Source organism: Flavobacterium microcysteis, from assembly GCF_006385255.1.
Classification (GTDB): domain Bacteria; phylum Bacteroidota; class Bacteroidia; order Flavobacteriales; family Flavobacteriaceae; genus Flavobacterium; species Flavobacterium microcysteis.
This window is the reverse complement of sequence record NZ_VFJE01000056.1, coordinates 311,903-331,709: the sequence shown is the minus strand read 5'-3', so window position 1 is coordinate 331,709 and position 19,807 is coordinate 311,903. Positions and strand designations below refer to the sequence as shown.

Below are 19,807 nucleotides of genomic sequence, written 5' to 3'. Positions count from 1 at the left end.
AACTTATATATTTTTAAAATGTTTTCCGAATTAATTTCCAAAGTTATATCGTATTGTAAAACCAGTACGGATATTGGTCAATGGGAACGAAGTGGAGATCACCGCTTTAGAGAAAGAGTGGTCGTAATAGAATATTGCTGTCAGGTTTTTGCTGAATGCATAATCTGCAGTTAATTTTAACGACCAGATGTTCTGACCTCCTGCTAACTGGTTATTATCATAATCCAGATATCTTACGATCGTGTTTGCTTTTCTTAAAGAGAAATCTGCCTTAAGGTTGATATCGCTTCGAATAGTGTTTGTAGGGTTGTCTGCCAATCTCGATGTAATTACAACATCTTTAAATCGATAACCCAAACCTAAGATATACTCCATTCCTCTTACTTCTGTAAGAAGGTTATTATCAAAACTCATCGACAGCGTTCTGTCTTTCTTAACCTCAGCCAATACCTTAAACGAGTTTTTCATCTCAAAATCTACCCTAACCAATGGATTAAACTGCTCCACAAGGTTAACGTTTGAAATAATAGTCTTGCTTAATAAATTACCACTTGCATCAACTGCATCACGGTTTTGGTCGTATTCAAAATTAGAACGGAACGAGTTGATTGTATAGGATGCTCTATATCCGTGTTGTAAAGAGAAACGCTTGAATCTATCTTTAAAGAATTTATAGCGCATCAATCCGTTATATTTTATATTCCAGTTTGGAATTGGCACATCTCTGAAAGGCCCTAATTTAACTCCTCCAGCATCAGCTCCAGTATAGGCTGCCAAGAACGAAGGCAATAATACCGATTGGCTATTTTTTCCAAATCCAACAGGGAAACCATCCGTAGTTCTCGGGAATTCTGTAGTTCCGTAATAGCTTGTTGCCAAACGGTCAGCCACAGTCAATCTGTTGTTTCTGAAATCATCAAAAGCTGCTGACGAATTCTCATCACTCTTTCCAAATGCTGTCTTGATCATTACAGTAGAGATAGAGAAGTTACCATAGTTGTATGGTGAACGGGAATGATACACTCCATCTGCAGCATCAAATTGTTCTGAGAAATTTTCAGTATAGGAACGGTCTGCTGTCAAGTCAATCTTAAAGTCAGGGAACAGGTCAACATTGGCAGTTAGGTTCAATTTCTTAGAAGAAGTCTGGGTAAAGTTCTGGTTGAAATCCTCATAGTTTGTCAACCATCCTCTTTTTGCTGCTTCATAACGTATGTCTGCCTGGCTTCCCATAACGAATCCTAAAGACGGCTTAGTCGTTCCAAAGAAACCTACGCCTGGTATGAAACCTGGCAATACTGTACCTTCATTTTGAGAATAGTTGATCTGAATGTTTTTAACACTGGTCAGAACTCCTACCAATCCATCCATAAACACATTGCTTCCAGATGTTTGCGGCTTGTTAGTATTTGTAATTTTCTCACCTGGTTTTGGCGGTGCCTGTGGTGCTGGTTTTGTTGGCACCTTTGGCTTTTTACCTAATCCTAAATACTTATAAAGAACATCCATGTTCAGTGCAGTATTCAATTGGTGCGAACCATTGTTCTGGATTGTATTTCCTAGATTGAAAGTACCATCATCAGTAGTAACTGTTGCCATAGCATCTGTCGCACGCTGCCAGCTGTAATCACCCGTATAAGAATAAGTCGATTTTATAAATCCTAATGCAGGAATTTTATTCAGCGGCAAGTCATAGTTAACTGTTAGCTGTTGCATGTGCTGGTTGGCTTCACCAATGTTCCAGAAATCATCCCAGATTGTGAAATCTTCCATCGGAACACCAAATTCATCAAGATAGTTTCTTACAATGTTATTGGTAGATGCCGTATAGTTTACTCTTAATGCTTTTGTCAAATTATAATTGAAACCATACTGGTAGTTGAACATGTAATTTCTTCTATATAATGGCGACAATCCAATTCCCTGAATATCTACATCTCTATATTCCTGTTTATTATATTGTCTCATAATATTGGAACTAAAGGTAATTGTAGATGGCAGGTAGTTGAAATTGAAATCACTCAATATTTTCCAATACTGGCTTTTCTTCATAAACTTAGAGTTCTTGAATGGCTCAACCGCTTTTGGCTGGAAAGCAAAAGTATAATCCACAGAAGCTTTTACCTGTTGATCCAATAAGTTTTCAATCTCATAGTCATGGTGTTCTGTTTCATTAAACGAATACGATAATGTCAAGTTTTCTGGGTCATAAAAATGCGGTTTCTGCTCTGCACCTCTTTCTTTTTTGACTCCTATAAAGTTGATACTTTTTCTCTTCGTATAATCAACCGCTCTGCTTTCAATATTGTTTCTTGCTGCTGCATCAGGCGTATTATCTAACAACTGATCCAAGCGAATATCCTGATTGAACGGATCGTATTCCGGAGTAATCTTTTCTTCACCTATAGCATAGTTGAACGGAAGATTAACTCCCCATTTTTTAGGTAACAGTTTTCCTAAGTTCACATTGGTCACGATATCGTATTGCTTGATATCTTCACGACTTCTTTCGTTTGGCCCTTGTTCTAAAGAACCAAAGCCTTGTGTGCTCATTCTTCCTGTTGCAGAAATTGTAGCAAAATCAGCCAAGTTACTATCTAAGCTGGCAATTGCCGCCATTCCGCCTTTATTGTCCATGTCTGCAAGACGAAGTTCGTTGAACCAAACTTCACCACGAATATCATCTGAATGACGGTTTTTCAAACCTACCATTAAAGTCCTTACCAATCCAAAGTTTGGATTTCCCTTGATACCTAATCGCAATGGATTGATTCTTCCTGCTAATGACGGATCCAAGACAAAGTCATCTATATATTTTACACCCAAAGCATCTGGAACCAACAATGGATTGTTTGGATCCATAGCCATAATTTTCAGCTTGGTCAGTAACGACAGTGCTAAATCAATCTGGTTGGCTTCCGGCCAAACCTGTTCTGCAGTAAGTGCAGAGCTTTGTGGCGTTACTTTTAACGGAATCTCTACCTGATAGAAGTTTTGCGTAAAGTCATTACCAAATCGGATGAATGCTACCATTTGATCGTCTGACAAAGGCTGTACATCTGTAGGTACTGGCAACGCTTCAGCGTGTAAGAACATTTTTAATTTCTTGAACTGACGCATATCAACACTTACGTTCTTGAATACCGCTCTGGAATCACCTGGTTCCAAACCTCCAAGTCCAGGAAGCGCCTGATTTGCTTTTGTCACTCTTAAAGAAAGCGACTGCTCATTTTGGTTTATAATGGTGTTGCTGTTATACAATTGCTCTCTTACAACTCCAGGAGGTGTAACATATTTAATAGGCGATCTGTCTCCGTTCTCCTGAATGTTAACCGCTAAAACATCTAAAGCAGTATCATCAGCATTGTTGATATTGTCATCCTGCTCGTTCGGGTCAAGAGTCTTAACATATCTTCTCCATTCGCCACGAACCAATTCCAAAGCACCAAAACGAAGTGTGATCTGATCGTTGAAACCTGTAACGAACATTCTCATGAAACGAATCGATCTGAAATCGGAAATACTTCCAATCGTATTGTCTGGTTGTGAAACCGGAATCTTGAATTGAATCCAACGTGCTCCTGTAGTTTCTTGTCCCGGAATACTTGCTATTGTTTCTCTAATATCAGTAATATACGGACTTGACCCAACTACCATGTTTGGTCTTATCTCAATGCCATATTCATAATAAGCATTGATTTCATTCATTGTATTGTCTCTGTTGATGTCTTCAGTATCCGGCAAAGTCGTTGCACCTCTATTTGTATCTCCAACATCTATTGGAGAGTTTCCTTGCAATCCGTTATAATTTTTATAACGCTGTATAACATCTCCGGTTGCACTTAGGAAATATTGGTAATTATCTGCTGCAGGGTCAGGTTGTGAAGCGAATCCAGGGAATTGTGCTGCTTCTTCTGCATCATTCAAACCATCAAGACCCACATCCTGGAACTGTCTGTTACCACCATTGGTATCAAACGCATAAATCAAAGATTGTGAAATTGGAATTTTACCCCAGATTGTTGAGAATGTAGGCTGTGTTGAACCCGCACCAGGAAGTCCATTTTCGTATTGTTTTCTTCCGTCTTTTAAAACGTCTTCTGAAATTTCTCCAAGGTTGAAATATAGTCTTCCAGTATTGCCTGCATTAGCAGAACCTCTTTGGTCGTTGTAATACGGGTCTAACATCCAAAATTGAATGTACTCCACAGTGGAATTGATAGCCCTCATAATTCCCCCAAAGTTATCTACAGCCTGATCTGGCGTAAAGCTATTTGTAGCCTGTGCTAACGGGTTAAAGTTATACGGACCTCTTTCTCTAGGAAAATAGGATAAATCTAAAGTATTAATAACTGTTTGCTGACCTACTGCGATATCTGTAACCGGGAATAATTCTCTGCTATAGATTCTTCTTGTGCTATACAACTTAAGGTCGTCTTCTGAAACACCACCTGGTCTTTGTACATAAAATGTTGGGTCAATAGAATACCAAGCCAGTTTTGCTCGTTTATAACCGTAGTTTAAAGTAGTCAAAGAACCTCCAAAGTCGTTATAATCACTCATAACTGGTTTTTCAGGCACACTCGACAAACTCCATGCAAATGGAGAACGCATATCGATTGTAGTCTGTGATCCTTCAAAGTCGTCTACATAAACGGTAGATTCGCCTTGGAATCTATCTGCTTTTGGGGTATCCGGTTTTAGGTAAGCTACCTCTCCTCTAAAGGAAATATTCGAAGGAACATCCGTATCAATATTAGGAAGCTTGTTTACCAATCGTGTCAAGAAAGGAACTTCTGATGAGAAATTGGTGTTCAGACCTATGATTGTATTGTTTACAGATTCCTGACCGTAATTTGATTTTTGAGTAAACGGTCTTTCGCTCATTTTTAACAATGTAGCACCAACAATAAACTTATCATTAAATTTATGCTCTACGTTAACCCCAAAAAATCTTCGTGTCTGTTGTCCGAAAACAGAGTTATTTTCCAATGAAATTTCAATTGGTGTTCCAGAAGCCTGCAAAGAAGCATCTAAAATATTAACTCTTCCCAACTGATAGTTTACGGTATAATCAACACCTTCAACCAAAACTCTTCCTCCGGCAGTTACCGTAACCGAACCTTGAGGAACGTTAAATGCACCAATAGCAATTCCGTCACCACTTGTTGATTTGAATTTTCCTTTTAACTGGAACTTGTTCTTATCACTATCCTGAAGTGCCGCTGCTTGTGTACTGCGGTACATCGAACGGTATACATATTTATTCTGGTTGCCGTTATAGTTACCTGCAGCAGGAGCGTTATAATCCTGCGTCGGGCTTGTTCTTAATTTGTTGAAAAGGTGTTCTCCAAAAGGTTCTACTGTTGTAAAGATGATCCTTCCGTTTTGTTTATCTACTGTTAATCCTGGTATAAAATCGAAGAATCCATCTCCATTAGGCTGAGGATCGTTTGTATAGTTTAATCGGTCAACATTGAAAACTCGCAACAAAGGTGTCTGCTCCACATCTGCCGGTAACGGGTTAGAAGCCGCAGGCGAAGCCGGAGTGATGTAGTTCAATGGCGACGGATCCGTATACATGATGTTCAGCTTAAAATCTTCCTGCTCTAACTGATAAGCGCCCGGAAGAGCATAAATGTTTTTCATCATTAAGTTCCAAACCGGCTTGTTGACATTCGTCAGGTTGCTTTTCAGCATTTTCAGGATCAAACTCTGTGTCGTCGGAATACCGTTACTTACCTGTGTAGCATCGACTCCATCAGTACCAAATTCTCCAACCTGATAGATCTGGTCACCTATAGTATACTGGTAGGCAACAGCCAAAACTTCATCATTAGAAAGTCGCTGTGTTAAGGAAACATATCCTAACTGCGGATGGAAAGTATATTCACTTGGTGATAATTTTCGGGCGTTTTCTAATTTGGAATAGTCCGTTCCTTCGCTCACTGTAACACCTGTAAATCCTGCGCTTGCTGTTGCAATTTCTCGGATGGCCGGACTCAATACTCCTGTCGTTCCTATTTTTGCCGGATCATATCGGTTGTTCGAGTTTTTTGAAGGTGTATTTGCGGGAGCTGTAAAGAAACCTCCTGGTATAGGATTAGCTGCTACAACTTCGTCATCATCTTGTCCTGTCAACTGCGCTTCACCTAAATCTTGAATCGCAATAATATTTCTGAGGTTATTGTCTGTCGTGCTGACTCTGTTTTGGCGGTTGGTTACCCAAACTTCGATTCTTGTAATCTGGACACGGCTATCGATCAAAGGATAATTTCGCAATGATCTGTCGTATTGATTTCTAAAATACTGGGAAAGGAAGAAGTGTCTGTCAGCGTCATAATCCAACGCAAATAATTCATATTCCTGTACCGTTCCTCCACCTTGGGCAGTAACTGTTTTGGTTTGGGATTTTTGCTCTGAGAAGATTCCCGTAATTGTAGTTTTTCCAAATTGGAATTGTGCTTTAACCCCGAAAAGACTCTGAGCTCCACGAATCAGCGTACTGTTTAGTGGTAAGCTTACGTTTCCGACTTCAATTTTCTGGATGATATCATCTTCCGTCGGTGAATATTCAAGCTTTATCAGGTTTTGGAAAGCAAAAGTAGATTCTGTGTCGTAATTCGCATTAACATTTAGCTTCGTCCCTACTTTCCCCATAAGGCTCATACTGATCCTCTGGTCAAAATCAAAAGTGGTCGTACTTCTGTTCCTTGGCGATAGCGCAGGGTTATCCTGTTTTGTATGTCGGATTCCCAAATCCATCTCAACAGAACCTGTCGGTTTGATGTCGATTGTATTACTACCAAAAATGGTTTCAAAGAAACTAGAATTGACATAGTATCGTGGCAAAAGGTCTTTTTTCTTGGCATCGCTACCGTCTTTTTTACCTTCTATCGCATCTGATTTTTCCTTAAAATACTTTCGCATTGATTCCCTAAGCACCAATTCTTCGTATTCTTCCGGCGTAAGAACTACGGGATAATTTATATTAAAACCATTAACGGTATTTGTATAAATATAACGATTTGTAATCGGGTCATAGGTATATGCCTCTATAATACTAGGCGGGTTTTTTAATTCCACTTTTCCAACAGAATATCCTGTTTTGGTAGTATCCTGAACCTCCTCGTCTTCTTGTGCTTGTATCGTTACACTAAAAAAAATCGAAATCAGCCAAAAGCCAATCTTCAAGTTACAGGCAATGCCGTTAGTATAGTTAGTTTTCAAGTATTATAAGGTTTTTAAGGCTAATTTAATAATGTTTTCAATGCTTGCGTTTGGATTTTCCTTAACAATCTTTTCTACAGTTTTTTCCGCCAATTTTCTGTTAAATCCAAGAACTTCCAAAGCAGATAACGCTTCGTCTTTGTTTGTATTGTCTTGCGAAATAGAAACTTCATCTAAATCGTACACTTTTAACACTTTGTCTTTCAAATCCAATATAGCTCTCTGCGCAGTCTTGCTACCAATTCCTTTGATGGATTGGATAGTTGCGACATCGCCGGAAGCTATAGAGTGGATTATTTGCTTTGGCTCCAATGAAGAAAGCATAGTTCTTGCAATACCTGCCCCGATTCCGGAAACAGATAAAAGCAATTTGAAGATTTCTCTTTCTGATTTTTCAGCAAATCCAAACAGAATATGTGCATCTTCCTTGATCTGGAGATAAGTAAAAAGCTTAATGTTTTCCGAATCAGGAAGCAAAGAATAAGTATGAAGTGAAATGTTTACATGATACCCTACTCCATTGCAGTCAATAACTACTTCCGTAGGGTTTTTCTCCACTAATTTTCCTTGTAAATGCGCTATCATCAATTGTTAAATAAATCCCAAATGTAACGAAAAACTTTTATTGAGCCTCATCTAATTGCTCATCAACAAAAAAATACGTTAAAAATTGACTTTTATGGATTTCTGCTTTTTTTCTTTTTCTTGTGCATCAACAACAGCAACAGCTGCCATATTTACCATTTCTTCTACGCTTGCGCCTAATTGGAAAATATGTACTGGCTTGTCCATCCCCATCATAATTGGCCCGATTGATACTGACTTGTCTAATTCTTTTAGCATCTTGTAATTGATATTAGCTGCTTCAAGATTAGGGAAAATAAGTGTATTTACTTTCTTTCCGGCTAATTTAGAGAATGGGAATTTTTTCTGTAGCATTTCTGAATTCAATGCAAAATCTGCCTGAATTTCTCCATCAACTACCAAGTCTGGATAATATTTATGAAGATATGCAACTGCTTCTGCAACTTTTCGTGCACCACTATCACTAGACGAACCAAAGTTTGAGAAAGACACCATCGCTATAACTGGCTCCATACCAAACATACGTACGGTTTTAGCTGTCATTAATGCAATCTTTGCCAATTCATCGGCCGTTGGATTTGGATTGATGGCCGTATCCGAAAGGAAAATCGGACCTCTTTTCGTCATCATCATATTGGTCGTAGCAATTCTGGAAACGCCTGGCGCTTTGTCAATAAGCTGCATCATCGGTTTTACAACAGATGGATAACTTCTGGAATAACCCGAAACCAAAGCATCTGCTTCACCTTCATTGACCATCATGGCAGCGAAATAATTTCTTTCACGCATCCATTTTTGCGCATCCAACAAACTGGTTCCTTTTCTTCTTCTGGCTTCCCAGAATGAATTAGCATAACGCAATCTTCTTTCGTCTTCTTCAGGAGTTTTTGGGTCGATGATCAATACATCAGCATCAAAACCTAATTCTTCTTTTAATTCCAAGATGATTTCACGATTTCCAAGAAGAATCGGAGTTCCGATTTTTTCTTCAAGAACAATCTGCGCTGCTTTTAATACATCTAAGTGGTCTGCCTCTGCAAAAACCACACGCTTTGGATCACTTTTAGCACGGTTGGCCAATAAACGAACCATTTTATTATCGGAACCAAGGCGTTCCATTAATTCTTCTCTATATTTTTCCCAGTCTTGAATTGGATGTGCTGCAACTCCAGAATCCATTGCCGCTTTAGCAACTGCTGGAGCAACAACAGAAATCAATCTTGGGTCAAATGGTTTTGGAATGATGTAGTCTCTTCCAAACACCAGTTTGGTTTCTCCATAAGCAATATTTACCTGCTCTGGAACGGTTTCTTTTGCTAATAACGCCAATGCTTTTACGGCAGCCATCTTCATCTCTTCATTGATTTTTGACGCACGCACATCGATAGCTCCTCTAAATATATAAGGGAAACCTAATACGTTATTTACCTGGTTAGGAAAATCGGAACGGCCAGTTGCCATAATGATATCCTGACGGGTTGCGATAGCAAGGTGGTAATCGATCTCTGGAATTGGGTTAGCCATTGCAAATACGATTGGGTTTTCCGCCATCTGCATCAGCATTTCTGCCGACATTACATTTCCTGAAGAAAGTCCAAGGAAAATATCAGCACCTACCAATGCTTCTTCCAACGTGACACTTTTCTCACCATTGGCATATTTTCTTTGCATTTCAGATATATCTGTTCTGTTTTTAGAAAGAGAACCTTTTCTATCAAACATGATAACATTTTCTGGATTGATTCCCAACAAAACGTATAAGTTAGCGCAAGCTAAAGCTGCCGATCCGGCCCCTGAAACCACCACTTTTACATCTTCAATTTTCTTTCCTGCCAATTCCAAAGCATTAAGCAAAGCTGCTGATGAAATAATCGCAGTTCCGTGCTGATCATCATGCATTACCGGAATATTCAATTCTTCAACCAATCTTCTTTCGATTTCGAACGATTCCGGAGCTTTAATATCTTCCAGGTTGATTCCTCCAAAAGTTGGAGCTATATTTTTTACCGTCTCAATGAATTTTTCAACGTCTTTTGTGTCTACTTCAATATCAAAAACATCAATATCTGCGAAAATCTTAAACAATAAAGCTTTCCCTTCCATTACCGGTTTTGATGCTTCCGGGCCTATATCTCCCAATCCTAAAACGGCAGTTCCATTTGAAATTACCGCTACCAGATTTCCTTTTGCTGTATATTTATAAACATTATTTACATCCTTCGCAATTTCAAGACAAGGCTCGGCTACACCTGGCGAATAGGCTAACGACAGATCTCTCTGGGTTGCATATGCCTTGGTTGGAACGACTTCAATTTTCCCAGGCGATGGTTTCGCATGATATAATAGCGCTTCTCTTCTTTTACTGTACTTGTTCATTTTTGTATATTTTATTCGGACTTACAAAGGTAAAAGTCTGAATGGAACTGAGAAACTTTTAATGCTATTCTTTTATAAAGTTTATTGTTGCTGTCTGTTACTAAAAATTTCTTGAAAATTTAGGGTAACAAAAATCCTCCTCTGTGTATCTATCAAAGAACATTCAAAAAGGAGGACGCCGAAAATCCTTTCCAAGAGTAGGCAAACAAACTAATTTAACTTATGAGAAATTTTAAAAATTTTAAAACAGCACATTTTTTTATGGCTGCATTATTTGCAGGTTTTGTCTTTTTTGCATCATGCAGTAATGATGATTTCGTTCAACATGACGAAACAACGAAGGCCGCAAGGAACTTTCAAAATGCTCAGGACATTAAATCTGCCGGCAATCTCCCAGCTGCACTGCCAGGCTGTCCTGAAAACCTAACCAATGACGGATGCAACTTTACTTCTGGATCCGGAATCGACCAACAAAACTTTTACACAATGATTAGCCTGCTGAACAACTGCAGGACTGAGGCTTTGCCAGCAGGCTGTAGCCTAAGCGACACAACAACCCGAATAATTGTAGCCAATTTAAATGGTTGTTGTAATAGTGCAAGCGCATTAAACGCACAAATGAATGCATGGAAACAACTGGCCATGAATGTAAGACCTGGCTCTGATTACATTATTACAGGCTACCAATTGATTCGGTATTATTCTGTCAGTTCTTATGATTACAGACTGGATATAAATGTTACCTACCGTAAAAAAACATGCCCGCTTACTGAAAATCCTGGCATTCCAATTAGGGTTATAAACTTTTAAAAAAAGTACCCTGGCAGGGTTTTGAAACCTGCCAGGGTTGCTTTTTTCTTATTGTGAAAAATTCTGTGTCAATCCGAGATAAAAGCATCTTATGTAGGAATTATGGGTAATATTTTTTAACATTGTGTAAAGTATTCAGAGAGTCAAAAGCCTATCCGTTTGCAATCTCTGACATTTCACAAATCCCTTACACCTATGAGAAAACTGCTTTTATTGCTATGCATCATTAATATCAGCCTCCAATCTTGCCAAAAAGAAAAAGGTGAGACTTCTAAAAAAGAGGATGAAAAACTGAAGACAGTATTAGAAAACTACTATCAGGAAAGACTGAAGCTTTTTCCTATGGAAGCGACCAGCGCAGGCGACAACCGCTATAACAATCTGCTTCCGAATGACCTTAGTGATGACTATATCGCTAAAATAAAAGTGTTTTTTACAAAATATAAAGAGGAACTGGCAAAATTTGACGATTCTACTTTGTCTGAAAATGACAAGCTAAGTAAAGCAATCCTGGCTTGGGAATGCGATGCAAATCTGGAAGCTCTGACATTCCGAAAAGACCTGATGCCTATCAACCAATTTGAAGGAATGCCTTTAATAATTGGTCAATATGCCAGCGGTTCGAGTGCGCAGCCATTTAAAACCGTAGACGATTATAAGAATTGGCTGGAAAGACTAAATGGTTTTAACGATTGGGTTATTACTGCCGAAGCCAAAATGAAAGAAGGTGTTTCTAAAGGTTATGTCTTGCCAAAAGCACTGACCTTAAAAGTAATTCCTCAATTAAAAGATTTAGCCAAAGAGGACAAAACACACATATTTTATGCTCCGCTAAATGCTTTCCCAAAAACATTTACGGAGGATGAAAAGAAAACAATCACCGACAATTATACCAAGCTGATTACTGAAAAATTAGTACCGTCACTCAAAAATTTATACAATTATGTGAGCACGGACTATTTAGCAAAAAGCAGGACTACAAGTGGCATTAATGCCATTCCGCAAGGTGACGCTTACTATAAGCATTTAATCAAACGCTACACGACTACCGACCTTACAGCCGATGAAATCCATAAGTTAGGCTTGAGTGAGGTGGCACGTATATCTGCCGAAATGGAAAAGGTCAAAAATCAGGTTGGGTTCAAAGGAAACCTAAAAGATTTCTTCAACTATGTTCGTGACAAAAAAGAACTAATGCCATTCACAGAACCACAACAGGTAATCGACAACTTTAATGCCATACACGAAAAGATGAAACCAAATTTGGATAAGCTTTTCGACTTAAAGCCGAAAACACCTTTTCTAGTCAAAAGAACCGAAGCTTTCCGTGAGAAATCTGCAAGTGCTGAATACAATCCGGGATCGGTTGACGGGACAAGACCCGGTATTTTCTACGTACCAATTCCAGATGTAAAGAAATACAACTACTATGCTGACGAAGACCTGTTCTTACACGAAGCAATTCCGGGTCATCATTATCAAATTTCATTACAGCAGGAAAACACGAGTCTGCCTGAATTTAGAAAAACGATATGGTTTAATGCTTATGGCGAAGGCTGGGCACTGTATACTGAATCGCTTGGAAAAGAATTGGGTCTATACCAAGACCCGTATCAATATTTCGGAATGCTAAGTGCTGAAATGCACCGTGCCATCCGTCTTGTAGTAGATACCGGATTGCATACCAAAGGTTGGACACGTGAGCAGGCAATTCAATATTCTATGGAGAACGAAGCCGAACCAGCCGAAAGCATCGTTGCAGAAATCGAACGTTATATGGCGATTCCTGGACAGGCTTTGTCGTATAAAATAGGCCAATTGAAAATACGCGAGCTTCGTACTAAAGCTGAAAAAGAATTGGGAGCTAAATTCTCTATAAAGGAGTTCCACAATCAGGTTTTAGATTCGGGCTGCTTGCCTTTAAAAATATTGGAAGACAAGATTAATGCTTGGATTCAAAGCAAGAAATAATAAAAAAGCCTCATTGTATGAGGCTTTTTTATTTTAAGAAATCAATATTTCGTTTCAAGCCATCATATTTGGCACGTTTGACAGCTGAGTTTTTAAAAACTGCCCGAAATGTTTCTTCCGTGATTTCTTCCCAATCTTTTTTAGTCAGGGAAAGCAATTCCGGATTCGGATTGAATAAGGGTTCGTTGTGAGGTTTGGAGAATCGGTTCCAGGGACAGACATCCTGGCAAACATCGCAACCGAAAGCCCAGTCATCAAATTTACCTTTCATTTCCTGAGGAATATTGTCTTTTAATTCTATGGTGAAATAGGAAATACATTTGCTTCCGTCAACTACATATGGTGCAATAATCGCACTAGTAGGACAAGCATCAATGCATTTGGTGCAAGATCCGCAATGGTCGGTTACAGCGGTATCATATTCCAATTCTAAATCAACAATCAGTTCAGCAATAAAGAAAAAAGAACCTACCTGTTTGCTCAAAAGGTTACTGTTTTTCCCTATCCAGCCTAAACCGCTTTTGGCTGCCCAAGCCTTATCTAAAACAGGAGCCGAGTCTACAAAAGCTCGTCCGGAAACTTCGCCGATATTTTCCTGAATCGAAAAAAGCAACTCTTTTAGTTTTTCCTTTATGACAAAATGATAATCCTGTCCGTAGGCATATTTTGAGATTTTATAGCTGTCTGCTATTTGGGTTTCTTGCGGATAATAATTCAATAATAACGAAATGACGCTTTTTGAATCGTCAACCAAAAGTGTAGGATTGAGCCTTTTGTCAAAATGGTTTTCCATATAGCCCATTTGTCCGTGGGCATTATTTTTTAACCATGCTTCTAATCTTGGAGCTTCTTCTTCCAAAAATCCTGCTTTAGATATGCCACAAGAAATAAATCCGAGGCGCTGGGCTTCGGATTTTATAAATTGCGTGTATTTGGATTTTTGATTTATGACTTTGGGATTTATGATTTGTGATCTTTGATTTTAGATTTGGGATTTAAGATTTTGGATCTTTGATTTTAGGATTTTGTACTTTAGGCTTTAGACTTGCGACTTTACACTTTTAGACTTAAGATTTGTTTAGACGTGATTTTATTGATTTGGCTGTGCTGACGAAGATTGCTGTTAGTTCGTTGCCTTCTTTCCAGATTAGGTCTAGAAGTGAGCAATCAATCCATTTTTTCTCTTGAAGAATTTCTACCCAGAATAACGTTTCATCAGCTTCTTCGATAACAATTGACATTTTAGAAATAAATTCTCTATCACTTCTTGCTCTACAAACAGCCCTATAATTCGCTCCAACCGAAGTACCGCTTCTGACTACCTGATAGGCAATTGCTCTTCCTGAAATTGTATTTGGCAGTTTTTCTACCATATCAATTACCATTAACGAGAACTTTTTTGTTCTTGCCTTTAATTCTTCCGAGGTCATACATAATTAATTTAAATGGCTTATATCTTATTCTATTCAAACACCCTCCAACACAAATCAAAAATCTTAAATCCTAAATTTCAGAAGTCAGAAATCAAATATCCTAAATCAAAAATCTTAAATCTAAAAAAGCCCTCCCTGGATATTAGCTCGAACTTTCCCTAAATGCTTATAGGCTTTTTCAGTAACTTCTCTTCCTCTAGGTGTTCTAATAATAAAACCTTCCTGGATCAAGAACGGCTCGTAGACTTCTTCAATCGTTTCACCGCTTTCTGAAACTGCTGTGGCTAGTGTCGATAATCCTACCGGGCCTCCTTTAAACTTATCGATAATTGTCGTCAGGATTTTGTTGTCCATTTCATCCAGTCCATGGGCATCGACATGCAATGCTTTCAATGAAAACTTTGCAATTTCTATATCAATTTTTCCATTTCCTTTAATCTGTGCAAAATCACGAACTCTTCGTAATAAGGCATTGGCAATCCTAGGTGTTCCACGGCTTCGTCCAGCAATTTCGATTGCCGCTTCCATCGTAATTGGCATTTTTAAAATGGCTGAGCTGCGTTCCACTATTGAGGTCAGAAGTTCTGTAGTGTAATATTGTAAACGGCTCTGGATACCAAAACGGGCACGCATAGGCGCTGTCAGTAATCCCGATCGTGTTGTAGCTCCTACAAGCGTAAACGGATTCAGATTTAACTGAACGGTTCTTGCATTAGGGCCAGATTCAATCATGATATCAATCTTGAAATCTTCCATTGCCGAATATAAATATTCTTCAACGATAGGACTCAATCGATGGATTTCATCAATAAAAAGCACATCGCGCTCTTCAAGATTGGTGAGTAATCCCGCCAAATCTCCAGGCTTGTCCAAAACAGGGCCTGATGTAATCTTGATACCGGCTCCCAATTCGTTTGCTAAAATATTAGCAAGCGTAGTCTTTCCAAGACCCGGAGGTCCATGGAACAGTGTATGGTCTAATGCTTCGTTTCTAAGATTAGCAGCCTGAACAAATACTTTCAGATTTTCTAATACCTGATCTTGTCCCGTGAAATCATCAAAGGACAAAGGCCTTAATTTTTTCTCAAAATCAAGTTCTTCCGGATTGTAATTGTTGCTTGTTGGATCTAGATTCGCATTCATCTGGCAAAGATAAAGAAAATGTTCGTTTTTAGTCCGGGCTAATTATCCTACGTTATAGCCTTTGGCCAAAATCGATTGCCATTCCGGATGTCTTTTCAGATAGGCTGCAACAAACGGGCAGAGCGGAGCCAAAGTGTATCCGTTATCCTTTACATAATTCAAAGCTTTTCCAACTATGCTTCCTCCCACTCCTTTACCTTCCAAAGCTTTTGGAACTTCGGTATGCGTAAGATACATGATGTTGTCTTTGTTTATAATGTATTCAATAAAGGCCGTATGATTTTCGACTTCCATTTCGAATCTTCTTTTGTCCTGATTTTGAACCAATGGAATGTCTGCATATTTATCGCTCATAGCAAAAAAATTTAAAGTTAGGGAATGAGGAAAGGTACAGAAAAAATCGACATCAGTCAAAATAAGGTTTTTTTAATATCTTTAACACAAATTAACAAACAACCTTAAAAAATTATATGAAAGACCAACAAGAAGACAATCATTTAAAGCGAGAGTTAGGATTATTGGATGGAACGATGCTAGTTGTGGGTTCCATGATTGGTTCCGGAATTTTTATTGTGAGTGCCGATATCGCCAGACAAGTAGGTTCTGCCGGATGGCTAACCTTAATCTGGGTTATTTCTGGACTGATAACCGTTATTGCCGCAGTGAGTTACGGAGAGTTAAGCTCAATGTTCCCAAAAGCAGGCGGACAATACGTTTATCTTAAGGAAGCTTATAATAAACTGATTGCTTTTTTATATGGTTGGAGCTTTTTTGCCGTCATACAAACCGGTACGATTGCTGCCGTTGGTGTTGCTTTTTCAAAATTTGCAGCTTATTTGTATGAACCTTTGAGCGATGAAAATATTTTGTTTACGATTGGTTCTTTTAAGCTGAATGCGGCTCAGATTGTTTCTATCATTACGATTATACTGCTGACTTATATCAACAGTCGTGGCGTTAAAAACAGTAAGACGCTTCAGACTGTTTTGACTATCATTAAAATACTTTCTCTTCTCGGTCTCGTAGTTTTTGGATTGTTTATGGCAGCAAAAGCAGATATCTGGAATGCCAATTGGGCCGATGCCTGGAACACCAAATCATTTGATGCCAAAACAGGCTCATGGTTGCCTATTGGCGGTACCGCTTTGATAACCGGAATTTCAGCCGCTATGGTGGGTTCGTTATTTTCCAGCGATGCCTGGAATGGCGTGACTTTTATTGCAGGAGAAATGAAAAACCCAAAACGCAATGTGGGACTGAGCCTATTTTTAGGAACTTTTATTGTGACTGTTCTTTATATCCTTGCCAACCTGATGTATCTGGCTGTTGTGCCGTTTGAAGAAATTGCTTTTGCAAAATCTGACCGGGTGGCTGTAGTGGCATCCAACTATATTTTTGGCAATATTGGTACATTGATTATTGCCATCATGATTATGATTTCCACTTTTGCCTGCAACAACGGACTGATTATGGCCGGAGCAAGGGTGTATTATACTATGGCAAAAGACGGATTGTTTTTCAAAAAAGCGGCCGCACTGAATACGGCAAGTGTTCCTGCCTGGGCTTTATGGGCACAATGTATCTGGACTTCGGTTTTATGCCTTACCGGAAAATATGGAGCCTTGCTCGACTATGTGATGATTATCGTTATTATTTTCTACATATTGACAATTTACGGCATATTTATACTTCGAAAAAAGATGCCTGATGCTGAACGACCTTATAAAGCTTTTGGTTATCCTGTACTTCCTATACTTTATATCATTACTGCTTCTGCCTTATGCATTTCGCTTTTGATTACAAGACTTGAAACCTGCGGTTGGGGTGTTGCCATTATGTTGGCGGGAATTCCTGTTTATTATTTCACGAAACCAAAATCTGAGGAAGGTCAGTCTGAATGAAGCTAAGCGAAATTTTAGAGAATACAAAACATCGTCCTTGGGAAATCCCAAAAAGCAGTTGGCGTTTTTATCAGGAATGGAATGATGTTTTGTTTTTACACTGGCAAGTCGACATAGAAGAATTGCAGAAATTTGTACCTGAAGAATTAGAAATTGACCTGTTTGAAGGCAAGCCCTGGGTTTCTGTAGTGGCTTTTGCAATGGAAAAGATCCGTCCGAGATATATGCCTGCTTTTGCTCCTATTTCAAATTTTCTGGAAATCAATGTCAGGACTTATATTAAGAAAAAAGGCAAAACGGGAGTGTATTTTCTTAGTATGGAAGGCGGAAAAAATTTGTCCTGTCAGGTTGCAAAGAGTATCTCTAAACTTCCGTATCGGTATTCTAAAATAAAACGTGAAGAGCAATTTTATGATTCATCCAATACCGAGTTTGAAGACCAACTCAATGTTCAATTTACAATAGGCGAACCGACAACTACAAAAACGGATTTGGAGCGATGGCTGACGGAACGTTATGCGCTTTTTCAAGACGATGGAAGTTTTATCAATGAATATGAAATTCACCATACGGAATGGCCATTAAAAGCACTTACGATATCAGATATGGCGCTATCCTACCCGAGATATAAAAACCTGATAGGAAGAGAACCTGATTTGATTAATTATTCTGAAGGTGTGCAGGTCATTGCCTGGGGAAAGAAAAAAATAGCAAAAACCGATTGGAGACTTTAAAATTTTCGTGCTATTACAAGACAAGCTTCTTAATATTTCTTTCAATAGTTGCTTTGTCGGCTTCCAACTTAGCCAATTTCAAAGCGCTTTTAAAATGTGTTTGTGCTTTATGATTATCAAAATCGGTATACAGATGTCCCAATAGTGAAAAATAAAAGTGGCTGTCTTCCAATTTTAGTTTTTCTGCTTCTTGAATCGCCAGTTCTTTACCATGAACTTTGGCTAATGCAAAAGTACGGTTGAGTGCTGCAATTGGTGAATATTCTAATATGAGCAGGCTGTTGTAAAGTTGAAGAATATTGTCCCACTTTTCGTCGGTATCTTCTTTCTGAGTATGCCAATAGGCAATTCCGGCTTCTAAATGATATCTGGTTATTGTATCTCCTGTTGATTCCTGGTTTAAGAAATAGGTTCCCTGGATAATCAATTCCTGATTCCATTTTGTCTCATCCTGGTCGTCATACAAAACGATTTCGCCCTTCTCATTGGTTCTGGCATCGAATCGTGACGAATGAAAGCTCATTAAAGAAAATAGTGCATTTACGGACGGTTTATTGGTAGTCTTGTTTTCCATTAACAAATGAACGAGCCGCATGGCTTCTGCACAAAGATCTTTTCGCAAGATGGTATTTTGTGAAGAGGAGTAATATCCTTCAGAAAACAGCAAGTATAAGGTTGTGAGAACGGGTTCCAGCCTATCATTGATTTCTAATGCCGTAGGCTGTTCGATTTTAATGTTTTCTACCTTTAGTTTTTCCTTGGCCCGATTGATTCTCTTGTAGACAACTTCTTTGTTGGTCAAAAAAGCATCGGCAATTTCCTGAATACCGAAACCGCACAGCAGGTTTAAAGCTAAAGCGACCTGGGACTCGGTTGAGATATATGGATTGCAGACAGCGAAAATCATCGCTAATTGGCTATCGGCAATATTTTTAGAGGACAAGTCAACGACAATTTCTTCTGACATCTCAGCCCCATATTTTAACTCGGGTGATAATTTCTGTTCGAAAAAGACATCCCGCTTGAGATAATTTTTGGTTTTGTTCTTGGCAACCGTATACAGCCATGCCGTAGGGTTTTCCGGCACGCCTTTCAAACTCCATGTTTCTGTAGCGGCAAGAAATGTATCGCTAACAATATCTTCAGCAATTTCTACGTGTTTAATACCAAACAGGTAACAGAGTACCGAAACTAATTTCCGATACTCTGTCCTGAATAAATTATGCAGCAGCTGGCTGTCTTCCATCTTACTTATATTCTGTCTGAACTGCCATACGTACTTCTACGCTGGCACCCCAATTTAAAATAGGACATCCTTTAGCGATTTCAACGGCTTCATCATAGTTTTCCGCTCTGATAAGGAACAATCCTCCTACTGATTCTTTTATTTCGGCATAAGGTCCGTTAGTTACTATGTTATCTTGTTTTACTACTCTCCCATCTGAGTCCCATCTTTTGGGTGGAGCAACTAATTTATTTTGTGCTGCTATACCGCCAATCCAATCCTGGAATGGTTTGATTGCCGCCTGCATTTGTTCCGGCGATGGTATGGCATCTTTGCTGACCATATCTCTTCGAATTATTAATACAAATTCATTCATCTTGTTTTGTTTTTGATAGTATT

Annotated in this window: 13 protein-coding genes; 4 read left to right on the top strand and 9 right to left on the bottom strand. The window is 38.8% G+C overall.

The features are described 5' to 3' along the window. Positions 1–30 precede the first annotated feature (30 nt). The 3 genes from sov to FJA49_RS15105 form a co-directional block, all read right to left on the bottom strand. The gene (gene sov / locus FJA49_RS15115; protein WP_394344088.1) at positions 31–7,230 is read right to left on the bottom strand and encodes a T9SS outer membrane translocon Sov/SprA; all 7,200 of its coding nucleotides are present in this window, start codon (positions 7,228–7,230) and stop codon (positions 31–33) included. A 3-nt stretch (positions 7,231–7,233) separates the two neighbouring features. Then, on the bottom strand, positions 7,234–7,815 hold the full coding sequence (gene ruvA / locus FJA49_RS15110; protein WP_140001761.1) for a Holliday junction branch migration protein RuvA: 582 nt from the start codon (positions 7,813–7,815) through the stop codon (positions 7,234–7,236). Positions 7,816–7,893: 78 nt separating this feature from the next. Then, positions 7,894–10,191 (bottom strand): NADP-dependent malic enzyme, encoded by a 2,298-nt coding sequence (locus FJA49_RS15105; protein ID WP_140001760.1) that lies wholly within the window; start codon positions 10,189–10,191, stop codon positions 7,894–7,896. A 222-nt stretch (positions 10,192–10,413) separates the two neighbouring features. Between FJA49_RS15105 and FJA49_RS15100 the strand changes: the two genes are divergently transcribed. Then, positions 10,414–11,001, top strand: a complete 588-nt coding sequence (locus tag FJA49_RS15100) for a hypothetical protein (RefSeq protein ID WP_158629494.1) — start codon at positions 10,414–10,416, stop codon at positions 10,999–11,001. Positions 11,002–11,196: 195 nt separating this feature from the next. Beyond that, positions 11,197–12,972: a DUF885 domain-containing protein gene (locus FJA49_RS15095; RefSeq protein ID WP_140001758.1), complete on the top strand. Its 1,776-nt coding sequence runs from the start codon at positions 11,197–11,199 to the stop codon at positions 12,970–12,972. A gap of 28 nt (positions 12,973–13,000) precedes the next feature. Here FJA49_RS15095 and queG read toward each other — a convergent pair whose 3' ends face one another. The 4 genes from queG to FJA49_RS15075 all read right to left on the bottom strand — a co-directional run bounded on the left by queG (position 13,001) and on the right by FJA49_RS15075 (position 15,902). After that, positions 13,001–13,921, bottom strand: a complete 921-nt coding sequence (queG, locus tag FJA49_RS15090) for a tRNA epoxyqueuosine(34) reductase QueG (RefSeq protein WP_199758402.1) — start codon at positions 13,919–13,921, stop codon at positions 13,001–13,003. Positions 13,922–14,039: 118 nt separating this feature from the next. Next, the gene (locus FJA49_RS15085; protein ID WP_140001756.1) at positions 14,040–14,402 is read right to left on the bottom strand and encodes a four helix bundle protein; all 363 of its coding nucleotides are present in this window, start codon (positions 14,400–14,402) and stop codon (positions 14,040–14,042) included. 123 nt (positions 14,403–14,525) lie between these two features. Further along, the gene (gene ruvB / locus FJA49_RS15080) at positions 14,526–15,548 is read right to left on the bottom strand and encodes a Holliday junction branch migration DNA helicase RuvB (protein ID WP_140001755.1); all 1,023 of its coding nucleotides are present in this window, start codon (positions 15,546–15,548) and stop codon (positions 14,526–14,528) included. 42 nt (positions 15,549–15,590) lie between these two features. Then, a complete protein-coding gene (locus FJA49_RS15075; protein ID WP_140001754.1) occupies positions 15,591–15,902 on the bottom strand; it encodes a GNAT family N-acetyltransferase in 312 nt (103 codons plus the stop codon). Positions 15,903–16,018: 116 nt separating this feature from the next. Between FJA49_RS15075 and FJA49_RS15070 the strand changes: the two genes are divergently transcribed. After that, entirely contained in the window at positions 16,019–17,449 is a 1,431-nt protein-coding gene (locus FJA49_RS15070; protein WP_140001753.1) for an APC family permease, read from the top strand. Beyond that, entirely contained in the window at positions 17,446–18,183 is a 738-nt protein-coding gene (locus FJA49_RS15065) for a YqjF family protein (RefSeq protein ID WP_140001752.1), read from the top strand. Before FJA49_RS15070 ends, FJA49_RS15065 begins: the two co-directional genes overlap by 4 nt. A 13-nt stretch (positions 18,184–18,196) precedes the next feature. Here FJA49_RS15065 and FJA49_RS15060 read toward each other — a convergent pair whose 3' ends face one another. Together FJA49_RS15060 and FJA49_RS15055 are read right to left on the bottom strand one after the other, a co-directional pair. Then, on the bottom strand, positions 18,197–19,429 hold the full coding sequence (locus FJA49_RS15060; protein ID WP_140001751.1) for an RNA polymerase sigma factor: 1,233 nt from the start codon (positions 19,427–19,429) through the stop codon (positions 18,197–18,199). A gap of 1 nt (position 19,430) precedes the next feature. Beyond that, a complete protein-coding gene (locus FJA49_RS15055; RefSeq protein ID WP_140001750.1) occupies positions 19,431–19,784 on the bottom strand; it encodes a YciI family protein in 354 nt (117 codons plus the stop codon). Positions 19,785–19,807 lie beyond the last annotated feature (23 nt).